The 13,012-nt window shown below is 69.4% G+C and carries 9 protein-coding genes and 1 pseudogene; 3 read left to right on the top strand and 7 right to left on the bottom strand.

The window, feature by feature from the left end:
• Positions 1–117 precede the first annotated feature (117 nt).
• The gene (locus FHR84_RS19340) at positions 118–564 is read right to left on the bottom strand and encodes an Hsp20/alpha crystallin family protein (protein WP_179536961.1); all 447 of its coding nucleotides are present in this window, start codon (positions 562–564) and stop codon (positions 118–120) included.
• 495 nt (positions 565–1,059) lie between these two features.
• On the opposite strand from FHR84_RS19340, the gene FHR84_RS19345 reads away from it, so the two are divergent.
• Positions 1,060–3,342 (top strand): glycoside hydrolase family 3 C-terminal domain-containing protein, encoded by a 2,283-nt coding sequence (locus FHR84_RS19345; RefSeq protein ID WP_179536962.1) that lies wholly within the window; start codon positions 1,060–1,062, stop codon positions 3,340–3,342.
• A gap of 157 nt (positions 3,343–3,499) precedes the next feature.
• Here FHR84_RS19345 and FHR84_RS19350 read toward each other — a convergent pair whose 3' ends face one another.
• The 6 genes and pseudogenes from FHR84_RS19350 to FHR84_RS19370 all read right to left on the bottom strand — a co-directional run bounded on the left by FHR84_RS19350 (position 3,500) and on the right by FHR84_RS19370 (position 11,319).
• Complete coding sequence (locus FHR84_RS19350) at positions 3,500–4,516, bottom strand: alcohol dehydrogenase catalytic domain-containing protein (RefSeq protein WP_179536963.1); 1,017 nt, start codon at positions 4,514–4,516, stop codon at positions 3,500–3,502.
• A gap of 228 nt (positions 4,517–4,744) precedes the next feature.
• Positions 4,745–5,470, bottom strand: a complete 726-nt coding sequence (locus FHR84_RS19355; RefSeq protein WP_425489965.1) for a hypothetical protein — start codon at positions 5,468–5,470, stop codon at positions 4,745–4,747.
• Between the two features lie 125 nt (positions 5,471–5,595).
• Positions 5,596–5,691, bottom strand: a pseudogene (locus FHR84_RS23550) (MerR family DNA-binding transcriptional regulator); the annotation flags it as partial.
• 192 nt (positions 5,692–5,883) lie between these two features.
• On the bottom strand, positions 5,884–7,134 hold the full coding sequence (locus tag FHR84_RS19360; protein WP_179536964.1) for an MFS transporter: 1,251 nt from the start codon (positions 7,132–7,134) through the stop codon (positions 5,884–5,886).
• Between the two features lie 505 nt (positions 7,135–7,639).
• Positions 7,640–9,982 (bottom strand): M20/M25/M40 family metallo-hydrolase, encoded by a 2,343-nt coding sequence (locus FHR84_RS19365; RefSeq protein ID WP_179536965.1) that lies wholly within the window; start codon positions 9,980–9,982, stop codon positions 7,640–7,642.
• 113 nt (positions 9,983–10,095) lie between these two features.
• Positions 10,096–11,319: a GDSL-type esterase/lipase family protein gene (locus tag FHR84_RS19370; protein WP_179536966.1), complete on the bottom strand. Its 1,224-nt coding sequence runs from the start codon at positions 11,317–11,319 to the stop codon at positions 10,096–10,098.
• A gap of 100 nt (positions 11,320–11,419) precedes the next feature.
• Here FHR84_RS19370 and FHR84_RS19375 point away from each other — a divergent pair, with 100 nt between their 5' ends.
• Together FHR84_RS19375 and FHR84_RS19380 are read left to right on the top strand one after the other, a co-directional pair.
• Entirely contained in the window at positions 11,420–12,196 is a 777-nt protein-coding gene (locus tag FHR84_RS19375; RefSeq protein ID WP_218863413.1) for a methyltransferase domain-containing protein, read from the top strand.
• A 118-nt stretch (positions 12,197–12,314) separates the two neighbouring features.
• Positions 12,315–12,950, top strand: coding sequence for a maleylpyruvate isomerase N-terminal domain-containing protein (locus tag FHR84_RS19380; RefSeq protein ID WP_179536968.1), 636 nt, complete (start codon positions 12,315–12,317; stop codon positions 12,948–12,950).
• Positions 12,951–13,012 lie beyond the last annotated feature (62 nt).

Below are 13,012 nucleotides of genomic sequence, written 5' to 3' on the forward strand. Positions count from 1 at the left end.
CGGCGTCGTCGAACGCGTCGGCAGCGCGGTCGGTGGGACCTGGGCCGTCGGGCACGGTGCCTCCTGATCCTCGGAGTCGGTGTTCACGCCCGTTGCGGGACGAGATCCGTCGGGGGGTCAGCTGTTTCCGCTCTCGATGACCCGACGACCACCCCCGTGCTCGACCTTGACCTGCCGAGGTTTCGCCTGATCGGCGACCGGCAGCGTCACGGTCAGCACCCCGTCCGTGTAATCGGCGCTGATGTTGTCCACGTCCAACCCGTCACCGAGCGAGAGCTGCCGGGAGAAAGTGCCCCGCGGACGTTCCGCGGCCACATAGCTGACCTCGGAATCCGACCGGTTGCTCCGGCGGGTTCCACGTTCGGCGCGCACGGTCAGCGTACGGTTCTCGGCACTGACCTCCAGTGTGCTCGGGTCGACACCGGGGAGATCGAACTCGACCACGTAGTCGTCTCCGACGCGGTGGACGTCCATGGCCATCGACTGGGGAGCGCGATCACTGCCGAAAACCTCGGTGGCCAGCCTGTTCAGGTCACGAAACAGCGGGTCGAATGTCGTGGTCATCTCGGTGGACTCCTTTCCCACTCACAACCAAAGCAGTGTTCGATCAGCAACTTGCAGGAAGTGCGGGCGGCCGACGCGGGGCGGAGGGGCTCCGTCGCCGTCGAGCGGCCCGAGAAGGAAAGCGAGAGCGAAGAGGAAAGCTCGTGGTCACCTCCCGGTCCGTCTTCTCTCCCCTAGGGCTTACACCAAAAATTCTGGACCCATGACGCAAGTTTTTCAACCCTGGTACGCATGTTTTTGATGCTGATCACATCAGGAAACCCGGTAGGGCCGTATGAGAGCCGAGCCGGCGAAGCGCTGCGCACGACCGAGCAGCTCTCCACGACTCGCTTCCACTCCGTGCCGGGCACGTCCGCACGCTCCCGTCGACTCGGACGGCTCATGAGCGAGAGCGGAATGCTATACGGTTTTGGTGGCTCACCGTCGCGCCCGGGGTAACGGCTCGCCAGGTGGACCGGGACTTCGACGCATCCGAACCGGAGATCACGGATATTCATGACCGACACCACGGACGGCACCACCTCGCCTCCGGAGAAACTCGTAGCCGCCCTCACGCTCGAGGAGAAGGCCGCGCTCACCAGTGGGAAAGGGTTCTGGCACACCACCCCCGTCGTACGGTTGAGCCTTCCTTCGATCGTGCTCACGGACGGTCCGCACGGGGTTCGCAAACAGTCCGGCAACGGTGATCACCTCGGACTCGGGGACAGCGTCCCGGCCACGTGCTTTCCCCCGGCCGTGGCCATGGGGTCCGCCTTCGACCCGGAACTGCTGGAACGCGTCGGCCGGGCCCTCGGCGCGGAGGCACGCGCCGCGGGGGTTCACGTGTTGCTCGGCCCCGGACTCAACATCAAACGTTCCCCGTTGTGCGGGCGCAACTTCGAGTACTTCTCCGAGGACCCGATCGTGAGCGGTGTGCTGGCGAGCGCGCTCGTGCGCGGCCTGCAGAGCCGGGGTGTCGGTGCCTCGCCGAAGCACTTCGCCGCCAACAACCAGGAACACGACCGGATGCGGGTCAGTGCCGACATCGACGAGCGTCCGCTGCGGGAGATCTACCTGCGCGGTTTCGAACGTGTCGTGACCGAGGAACAGCCCTGGACCGTCATGTGCTCGTACAACCGCGTCAACGGCGTCTACGCCGCCGAGAACTCGTGGCTGCTCGACACGGTGCTGCGCGAGGAGTGGGGATTCGACGGACTCGTCGTGTCCGACTGGGGCGCGGTGAACGAACGCGCTGCTGCCGTCGGAGCGGGACTCGACCTGGAGATGCCCGCCGGCGGCAGCGAGGCCGACGAGCGACTCGCCGCGGCCGTGCGTTCGGGAGAGCTCGACGAGAACACACTGGACACGGCGGCTTCCCGGCTGGTGCGACTGGTCGGACGCGCCACGGGCTCGGAATCCCACGAGGCTCAGGAACCCGACCTCCGCACGCACCACGAACTCGCCCGCGAGGTGGCCGGACGCAGTGTCGTGCTGCTGAAGAACGCGGACGGGGTGCTGCCGTTGGCCGCGGACACCTCCGTCGCCGCCATCGGCGAGTTCGCCCGCACTCCGCGCTATCAGGGCGCGGGCAGCTCGTTGATCAACCCGACCGCCCTGGACAGTGCGCTCGAAGCGCTCCGCACCCGCGCCGGGAGTGAACACGTCACCTTCGCCGCCGGTTTCACCTTCGACGGGGCCGAAACCGACCAGGACCCGCTGCGCCGGGAAGCCGTCGAAGCCGCTGCCGACTCCGAGGTCGCCCTCGTGTTCCTCGGGCTGCCCGACTCCGCGGAGTCCGAAGGGTACGACCGGGAGGACCTGCGGCTGCCCACCCCGCAGCTGGAACTTCTCGACGCCGTGCTCGAAGCCAACCCGCGCACCGTCGTCGTGCTGTCCAACGGCAGTGTCGTGGATCCGGCACCGTTCGTCGACCGGGTTCCCGCGCTGGTCGAGGGGTGGTTGCTCGGACAGGCCGGCGGCGGGGCGCTGGCCGATGTGCTCTACGGCGACGTCAATCCCTCCGGGCGGCTCACCGAGACCGTCCCGATGCGTTTGGCCGACACCCCGGCTTTCCTCGACTTCCCCGGAGAGCACGGCCACGTGCGCTACGGAGAGGGACTGTTCGTCGGGTACCGGTGGTACGACGCCAGGGACTTCTCCGTGCGATTCCCGTTCGGCCACGGACTGTCCTACACGTCCTTTACCTACTCGGACCTCTCGCTGCGGGCCGACGAGGCGGGAATAACGGTGCGTGCGACGGTCACCAACACCGGACGACGCGCGGGACGCGAAGTCGTGCAGGTCTACACGGGAGTGCCCGGCTCCACGGTGACCCGCCCGCCGCGGGAGCTCAAGGGCTTCGCGAGCGTCGAGCTGGAAGCCGGACAGCAGCGCGAGGTGACGGTCGAACTGCGCAGGAAAGACCTGGCCCACTGGGACACCCGGTTCGGAAGCTGGGTGGTGGAGGGAGGCGAGTACACCGTCGCGGTGGGAGCTTCCAGCCGTGACATCAGGCTGGACGGAACGGTCGAAGTCACCGGCGACGAGACGCGCACACCGCTGACCCTGGAATCCTCCCTCGGGGAGTTGCTGCGTGACCCACAGGCCCGGCAGGTGCTGCAGCGGATGCTCGAACAGGCCCCCGGGGCGGACACCCTCTCCGCCGCACTGAGCGATCCGGGGCTGGTGAGCATGATGGAGTCGTTCCCGCTGGACCGGCTGCCCACCTTCCTGGGGCAGGAGTTCAGCCGTGAACGCATCGCCTCGCTGCTCGAGATCGTCAACGCGCAGCGCTCCTGACCAAGTTGTCGGCCGCCTCGGGGGCGCTTCTCGTCACGAGTCCGAACGGCCGGACGTCGAGTTCGGCACCGTTCAGCTCCCCCGCGGCGAGGTAAGGACCTCCGCGGGCCGACACAGCCGCGGTGGTCCGGTCGGACAACCGTTCCGAGGCGAGCTGCTACATGGTCAGGACGACGCGGAACCGGGCCTGGTTGCTCATCATCCGCTCGTAGGCCTGGGCGGCCTTGGCCAGTGGCATGGTGTCGATCATCGGCCGGACACCGGTCAGCCTGCTGAACCGCAACGTGTCCTCGGAGTCCTTCGAGGTCCCGGAGGGATGCCCCACGATCGAGGCAGCCGGCGTTATCAGGGAAGGTGGTGCCACCTCGAGCGGATCGCTCGCAGCGCCGAGGACGAGCAGCTGCCCTCGAGGGGCGAGTCCGGGCAGCACGCGAGCGGCAGCGGCCCCACTGGCCGCCGTGGCCAGCACCACTGTCGCGCCGCCCGTCGCGGCCAGCGCTTGTCCCGGATCCGTGGCTTCGCTGTCGATGTGCTCGTGCGCGCCGAGCTCACGAGCGAGTTCCGCTTTCTCCGAGCCCCGGGAGATCGCGACGACCTCCATGCCCATTCTGGCTGCGATCTGAATGCCGAGATGCCCCAGGCCGCCCACACCGAGTACGGCGACGCGGTCTCCCGGGCGAGCCACGCTCTCCCGCAACGCGTGATAAGTGGTGACCCCGGCACACAGCAGGGGAGCCGCCTCGATGGCGGAGAGCTGCTCGGGCATCCGCGCCAAGGCGTCGGCGGGCACCACCACCGCCTCGGCATAACCCCCGTCGAAAGTAATACCGGGCACCCTGCCGTTGGCGCAGGTGATGAAGTCCCCACGGCGGCACGATTCGCAGTGGTAACAGGCACCACCGAACCAGCCCACGCCCACCCGTTGCCCGCGTTGCCACGAACCCCGCACACCGGTTCCGACCTCGTCGATCACCCCCACGATCTCGTGACCGGGAACGATCGGGTAGGGCGTGCTCGGCAGCACGCCCTCCTTGGCCCACATGTCGCTGTGACAGATTCCGCAGGCCTCGACCCGGACCCGCACCTCACCCGCGGAGACCTCTGGTACTTCCCGGTCGACCAGCTCCAGTGGGCCACCGGGCTCGGCGACCTGAACAGCGCGCATCGAAGACATCCCGAACTCCTCGCCCCGTGCCGGATTCCGCTTCGTTCGTACCCGGGCTTCCGCGGACTCACACCCACCGAGGACTCCCGCGTGGCGGTGTTGCCGTGGGACCGCGGACAGCGCCGGTCCGCATCGTGGAGTTCCCGCGGGGACAGGCCGGTCTTCGGACCGGGAAGCACACCGACCGAGCCGACCGGTGTGGCGCGGGAACTCCACCCGCGCCACGGTGACGGTCGTTCAGCCGTTCCGCAGGGCGGCGACCAGCCATTCCGCGGCAGGTGCCACCTCTTCGGGGACGGGCCGGCCGTTGATCACGGCCAGCAGCCGCCAGTACCGCTCGTAGCGTCGATCGCCGGAGGACTCCAGCAGCTCCAGCAACCAGGGCCGAAAGGCCGGCCCGTCCGACTGCCCGGTGTGGCGGGCGTAGGCCGCGACGAGCTCGTCGACCACCGGTCGCGCCGCGGGCGAGCGCGGTTCGGTTCCCGCTTCGGTGGCGGCATCGACCCGCTGCCGCAGCAGCGTGGCCAGGGACTGGTTCGAATCGGTGCTGGGGCGGCCCACCTCCGCGGCGGCTCGGGCCTGCGCGGTGGCCGCCCGGCGCAGGCCGTCCCGGAATTCGGGGTCCTGGACGAGTTCGGCCAGCTCCACCCAGGCCTCGGTCTGCTGCTGCGTCGGTTCCTCGGGCAGCTCGGGCACGGCCCCGCGCATCATGGGCAGAAAGTCCGGCCCGAGATCGAGGTCGCCGAAGGTGTCGTCGATGAAGTCGTTGATCAGAGCACGTCGTTCGTCCGCGGACAGTTGCGCCAGTTTGTGCACGAGTCGGATCTCCTCGGGAGCGGTGCTTCCGCGACCGGCGACCTTCCGCAACACGGCACGATGCAGCCGCAAGGTACGGATCCGCAGCTCCAGAGCCGCCGCGTGCGCCTCGGCCACTTCGGGAATCGTGACCTCGCTGTCCAGCACCTCCTTGATCGTCGCGAGGTCCGCCCCCCAGTTCGCGCAGCGTGCGGACCAGGCCGAGACGCAGCTGCGTCGGGGTCGTAGAGCCGATAGCCGGCGCGGGTCCGGTCGGCCGGTGGAACCAGTCCCGCGTCGGACCAGAATCGGATGGTCTTGACGGTCAGCCCCGTCGTTCGGGCCAATTCGCCGATCGTGAGAAGCGTTTCACCAGCCACGTTGGCCACTCTGAAGTCTCCTGTCGCTGGAGAGTCAAATCCGCGCGAACCGCGCGGCGACGCTCGGGGGAGCAGGGTCGCTCATCAAGTGCCCGCCGCTCGTCCCGGACGAAAGAGCGGGGCCGAACCGCCCGTTGACCGGCCGGATCGGCCCCGCCTCGGAGTGCGGACCGCCTCTTTTGCTCCGGGCGGGCGGAGTGATCAGGAGCGCCGCGCCGCTCCGGGGAGAACGGTCCCGTCGGGAAAATCCCTCGAGCCCTCGTCCACCCGGGGCGAGGCCGGGGCGATTCCGGTCGGGTCCCCGACGGTGCCGTGCCGCTGTGGGCCGCTCCGGGGCCAGCGGAGCAACAGCAACGCGACCACGGCCACGGCCGCGGAAGCCGGTCCGAGCGCGTCCCAGCCCCACCGGGAGACGACGGCACCACCGGTGACGCCGCCGAGCCCCATGCCGAGATACATCGCCGAGGAATTGAAGGCGATCACCACGCTGGCCATGGCCGGTTTCAGCGCGATCAGCCGGTGCTGCACCGCGGGCATGATCCCCCAGCCCCCGAAGCCCCACAGGGCCAGCAGTGCGGCGCTGACCGGAAGTGCTGTCCCGGCCAGTGGCAGCAGAGCGAGACCGGCGGTGAGCACCAGCAGCGATCCGACGATCCCGACGCCCGAGCCGAACCTGTCGGTGACGCGCCCCACCACCACGTTGCCGGTCGCGCCGGCGGCTCCGTAGACGAACAGCAGCACACCGAGCGCGCCCGCGCTTGCTCCGGTCAACGATTCGAGCATCGGTGCCGCGTACGTGTAACCGGCGAAATCGGCCAGGGAGGCCAGCGCGGACACTGTCAGCACCAGCGCGACCGCCCGGTTGCGGAGAACACCGACACGTTCGCCGAGCCGGACCGGTGGTGGTGCGGGAACCGCCGGAAGCGCTCGCAGCGCGAGGGCGGCCACCACACCGAGCACCGCGACCAGCCAGAACAGCCCCTGGTAGCCGAGCACGCCGTTCAGCAGCACTCCCGTAGGCACGCCGATCACCGTGGCCAGCGTCAGCCCGGACAGCACCACGGAGACCGCCCGTCCACGCCGGTCCAGCGGGACCAGATCGCTCGCGATGACGACCGCCGTGGGAGTGAACAGACTCGCGCCGATCGCGCCGAGCACACGGGCGGCGGTGAGGGTGGCGAAGTCCGGGGCCAGCGCCGTGGCCACGTTGCTGGTGGCGAACAGTCCCAGCGAAAACCACAACAGCCGCCTCCGCTCCCATCTGGACACCATTGTGGACAGCACGGGTGCGCTGACCGCGTACGTCAGCGCGTGCACGGTGACCAGCTGTCCCGCGACCGTCACCGACACGCCGATGTGGCCGGCGATCGCGGGGAGCACTCCGGCTACGAGATACGAGCCGGTGTTGACGACGAAGGTGCCGACAGCGAGCACCAACAGCCGGAAAGACATGGGCATCCTTCGGGCACGTCCGAAACGAACAGGGCAAAACGGGGTCACGAGGCCACCGAAACGGATGGCCACGCGTGGTGGGAGAGATGTGCCCACCGGTGTGGGCACGGGATCCGCAACCGGGGCCCGGTCGGAGAGTGCGGTGGACGAGCACCGGCTGCGGCGGAGAATTGTTCGTTCGACCGAGGACCCTGCAACCGCGGCCGACCGTTCCGGCCGGACCCGTTCTCGGTGTCGACTCGCGAACACGGCCACCTCGAGGCCGCATCCGGATTTTCGCTCGGGCCGGCGGCGGTGTTACGCCACGTGTCTCGCTTCACAGCGAACGGCGAGGGTCGCTGTCGGTGGAACGGGAACGTCGTGGAGCGGCGGACCAGGATCTGACACCGCGCCCTGTGTTGCTCCTGCCCACCACAGTGGCCCGTGCCCCAGCGGAGCAGGGGCGGTGGTTGATCGAGACCTGTGCACGTCGTGCCCGGGATCCGGGGTGGTGAACCCCTTCCGCTCAGAGCGTTCGCGTGCTGGTGACCGCTACCGCCGGGGTGACCAGGACTCGGTCCTCGGGCGGTGCGAAACCGGGAACCTTCCGCAGGTCGTGACCGCGGTCGGCGATGCGAACGGGCAGGGTGGCGCGGTGCTGCTCGAGAACCAGCCGCACCTCGACACCCGAACCGGGTGTGCCGTCGAAGAGGATGCCGAAGCCCGCCTCCGGTTCGTCGATCGACAGCTGCCTGCCCGCGACCGTGGCGGCGCGCACCGTGGCCTGTTCGCCGGATATCCACAAACCGACTCCGGAGACACCACGTGCGGAGGACAACCGCAGGGTGAGCGCCCTGCTTCCGTCGGCGCGAGCGCGGTCGGTGAGCACCTCCAGCCGCGGCGCGGGCAGCTGCGCGGCCGGTGCCGGGCCGTGCGCGAGCCGTTGGTCGTCCTTCCAGGGGAAAGCGTCGTCGAGAACGGCCGGGCCTCGTGTCAGCAGTGACCGGCTCCAGGAGGTGTCCGGAGTGTCCGGTGCTGCCCAGCGGGCCTTTCCGGTGTCGGCGTCCACGGAGTACAGAATCCGCTCCTGCCGGGGCGGGGTCACTCCGGCACGGTTGACGACCAGCCCGCTCGCGGTGAGCGCCGTGACGAGTACGACCCCCAGCGCCGGAACCACTACGCGGCGCCGATTGGTGCCGGTGCGCGGGCGGCCGGGATCCGTCCAGAGGTTCTCGATCAGCGGCAGAGCCAACCACACGAACATCGCGAGGAACAACGTGCCCAGCGTTCCGCCCATCCCCAGGCCGACTTCGAAAGCACCGAGCACGTTCGGCCCGAGCAGCACAGCGGCGGGAACCAGCGCGAGCAGGAGCACGGCAGCGCGTCCGGTTCTCCAACGGGCTGGCATCAGCACGGTGACCAGGGCACCGAGCACCACGGGCAGCACCGGGGGCACCAACAGCGAGGACGCACCGGGCATCGCCGAGGTCGCCGACACCGCCAACAGCGCGAAAGCGAGCAACCCGCCCGGGGCGAGGGCGTTCGCCCCGATCCTGCGGCGCAGCAACGCGTAGCTGCCGAGCACCACCCCGGCTCCCGCCAGCAGCATCGCGATCCGGTACGGCTCGGGCCGGTACGGGACACCGACTGCCACCGAGAGCTGCCCCGGATCGACGGCCGCCGCCACCTTCCACACCGCGAACGCCGCGGCTCCGGCAGCGGCCGGCGTCCCCAGCGCGGCCACGGCACCCGCCCCGGCGTGGGGCAGGGTGAGAGCACGGCGACGTCGGGACAGTGCCACCACGCCCACCGCCAGCGCGAGCATCGCCCAGGCCAGCGGCGCCTCCACGGCCCGGGGATATCGAACCGGCCCCCAGGGCAGCGTGATCACGAGTTCGTGACCGCTTTCCCGGACCGCAGCCAGATCGGTGGCGGCGAGCTCGCGCGTCATCACCAGACTCGCCCGGCCCATCTGCTGCAAGGAGGGCCGGCTCAGACGTTCCGGGGTGTCCAGCGGGGTGTGGTAGTAGGCGCCCCCTCCGGTGACGGCCGTGTCATAGGAGTTCAGGTCCCCCTCGGTGAAGCGGGTGACATCGGTGTCGTTGGGCAGCGCTTCGAAGGCGGCCTCGAAAGCGGAATTGGCCACGGCCCCCGGCGCGTGGGACAGCACTTCCAGCAGTGTCCCGTTGGGGGAGGTGGTGCGGAAGGTCGTGGGCACTCCCGAGTTTCCGCGCGCCTCGTGGTTGAGCAGTACGGTGTGTTCGAACTCGTCGGCGTGGTCCCGCACGAACGCCTCGGCCCCGAGCAGCCCGAGCTCCTCGGCATCGGTGATCAGCAGTGTGACGTTGTTGCGGGGTTCGGCGTCGTCTGAGCTCAGCGCCCGGGCCGTTTCCAGCAACGCGCCCACGCCGATACCGTCGTCGGCGGCTCCGGGGGAGCCGGGTACCGAGTCGTAGTGCGCCGCGAGCAGCACCGTTCCGCTCGGGGCGGTTCCGGGCATCGTGGCGACGACGTTGGTTACCGCGGCGAGCTGTCGTGTGCTGTCGCCGGTGTCGTGGGTGGCTCCGACGCTCCTTTGGACCTCGGTGTTCCACCCCCACGAGTCGAGGCGGTCCAGCAGGTAGTCACGTGTTTCGGCGTGCTGCGTCGAGCCGAGCGTCCGCGGGGCCCCGGAGATCCTGTCGATGTGGTCCATCGCGCGGGCGGCGCTGAACTCCGAGACCGGTGCGCTCGGCGGCCGGGGGGCCGGTGGGCGACGGTCGAGAGCGGACAGTGCCCCGAGAAGCAGCAGGGCGATCAACCCCGTGATCGACAGCCATCGGGACTTCCTGGAGCGGTCCGGTGCTGCCACATCCGTCGAGGCGCTCATGGGCCGAACCTAGCCGTGCTCGCGGAGCGCGTACACAACTTGATCGAAAATGGTTCACTTTTTGGCGGCCCGCAGCACCGCCCTTCCCGGATTGCCTCGGAACTCGGCACTGCTCAGTCGTCGCGTGCGGCGAAGGGGCCACCGGTGCCGAAGATCCGTTCGGCGAAGCGTTCACCGATACGGCGGTGCGTGGCCGCGTCCGGGTGAAGCCGATCGGGCAGCGGAAGTTCGGCGGTGTCCGCTTCGCCGTAGAGCTCCCGGCCGTCGAGGTGGTGCAGGTTCGGGTCCTCGGCAGCCCGCTGCTTCACGATGCGGGAGAGCTCCTCGCGGATGACGTTGAGCGTCAGCTTGCCCGCGGCACGTTCCGCAGGGTCGCCACCGGCCCGGAAAGTCAGCTTGCCCGCCTCGAAGTCCCCGAAGTCCGGGACGCTGGGGCCGGGAGTGTCCTCGTGGATGGGGCAGTGGATGGGGGAGACGACCAGCAGCGGGGTACTGGGATGGCCCTCTCGGACGGTGTCGAGGAAACCGTGCACGGCAGGTGTGAAGGCGCGCAGCCGCATCAGATCGGCGTTGACCAGGTTGATGCCGAGCTTGACGCTGATCAGCTCCGCCGGGGTGTCGCGCAGGGCACGGGCGGTGAACGGGTCGAGCAGCGCGCTGCCGCCCAGCCCCAGGTTGATCAGCTCCACACCGCCGCGGAAAGCCGCCAGCGCAGGCCAGGTCGTGGTGGGGCTCGCCGCGTCGGAGCCGTGGCTGATCGAGCTGCCGTGGTGCAGCCACACTTGCCGGCCCCGGTCCGGCACGGCTTCGACGGGGGCGTCGGCGCGCAGTTCGACCAGCTGGGTGATCTCGTTGTGCGGCAGCCAGATCTCGAGCTCCTTCGGCTCGGCGGATAGCCCGGAGAACCGGGCCGTACCGACCGGGCCGGTCCGGGTCTCGACGGAGCCGGTGGTCATGTCCACGGTCCTGAGGTTGCCACCGGTCACGCTGGTCCGTGCGACCAGGTGACCGTCGACGAGCAGGTCGTACACCCCGTCGGGCCCGGGCGGGGCTCCCCGATAAGCCACCTTGGTGGGCAGCGTGTCCAGCTCGACGGCGGTGGCTCGGGTACGCAGGACCAGGCGCACGCCGGAAGGCTGAGCCTCCGCCATGGCCAGCTGCCCGTCGGAGCACTGGGCGCGGGCTCGGGCGGGCAGCCGGTGCGGCAGCGCTCCGTGCTCGGTGTGTTCCAGGTCGAGCGCACCACGCAGCAGGTCCGTGGTGACGGGTGTGCTGATCCACCCTCCGGTCTCGCCCCGCTCCTGGCGCGCCGAGACGTCACTGCTTCGGGAATCCATGGTCACCAGTTTCGCAATCACGGGCTCGAACCGCACACGGATTTGCCGTGTGCCCCCGCTCAGGGCAAAAAGGGTTGCTTCTCCCGCTAGTCTTTCGGAAGTGCCTGGAGACCTGGGAGGAACCGTGGATGTAGCCGCGCACTATCGCGGCCTGCTGGCTTCGCACTACAGCTGGATGCTGGGCGGTGACATCGAACGGGTCGCGGCTCAGGACCGCCAACTGTTCGAGAAGCTGGAACTCGGCGCTACTTCCGTCTCCGGGACGGCGGTGGATCTGGGCTGTGGGCCCGGCCCGCAGACCCTGGCGCTGGCCGACATGGGCTTCGGCACCGTCGTCGGTGTCGACACCAGCCGGGAACTGCTCGACGAACTCGCCGACCTCGCTCACGCGCGTCCCGCGGTGCGGACGCATCACGGCGACCTCCTCGACGCGCTGCCCGAGATGACCACGCCCGGTTCGGTCGACGTCGTGGTGTGCATGCGCGACACGCTCCTGCACCTGCCCGAACCGGACGCCGTGGACCTGTTGCTGACCCGCGTGGCTTCGGCCCTGGTCGCAGGCGGGACGCTCGTGCTGACCTATCGGGACCTGACCCAGCAGCTCGCCGGTACCGACCGATTCCTTCCGGTACGCAGCGACGACGAACGGATAATGCTGTGTGCTCTCGACTACGACAGTCCGGAGACGGTGACCGTCAACGATCTCGTCCACGTCCGCACCGGCGAAGGCTGGCAGCTGCACAAGAGCAGCTACCCGAAGCTGCGCCTCGCGCCCGAGAAGCTGGCCCAACGCATCGAGACCGCCGGACTCACGGTCACCCACCACGCCCCGGAATCCAACGGCATGTGGACGACCGTCGCGTCTTCCCGCCAGTGACTCGGAACAGCACCAGAACAGACACGGCCGCGCACGACTTCGTTCCGGGACGCGCCGGGGAAACGCTGAAGTGGGGCAGGACCTCGGCGCGACTTCCGTTCTCCAGGAGTGATCACGGATGAGCGATTCCGAGCACTGCGACCGGATCGATGCCCTGGAGGAGGTATGGGAACGCTGGGCCGAGATCGGCACAGCGTTGTCCGAGCAGCAGTGGTCGAGCGCGACTCGCTGCGCCGGCTGGGACGTGGCCGCGCTCTACGCGCACGTCGGCATGTTTCCACCCGCGGTGGCCGATCCGCCCGCCACCGCGGAGGAGATCACCGCGAATCCGGTCACCGCGGTGGACATCCTGCGTGGCTTCAACGTCCCGGGAGGGGCGGCTCACGAGATGGCCGACCAGGTCGCCCGAGCTGCCGCGTCCACGGCAGCAGAGCTGGATCGGGCCGGGCTGATCGCCCGCTACACCGACGGGCCGCGCGCGGTCGCCGCGTTGCGGGATCGCGCGGCGACGTCCCTCGTTCCCCGGCCGGGAACCAGCGCGGTGACGACCTGGAGCGAGGCCGTCCGCATCGTGCTGATGGAGTCGGTGATCCATCTGCTCGACGTGCTCGACGGGTTGAACCTGCAACCTGAGGTTCCCGCGGCGGCACTGCGCGAAACGGTCCACCTGCTCGCGGAGATCGCCGACCCCGTCTCGTTCCTCGAGGCGGCCACCGGGCGATCCGGACACTCACCGCTTCCCGTCCTCCGCTGAATCCGTGCACGAGGTGTATCGGTGATTGCGCTGCTCGCCGTCCCCGAAGGGCGACGGAGAAC

This window comes from Actinopolyspora biskrensis (genome assembly GCF_013408175.1).
In the GTDB taxonomy this organism is placed as follows: domain Bacteria; phylum Actinomycetota; class Actinomycetes; order Mycobacteriales; family Pseudonocardiaceae; genus Actinopolyspora; species Actinopolyspora biskrensis.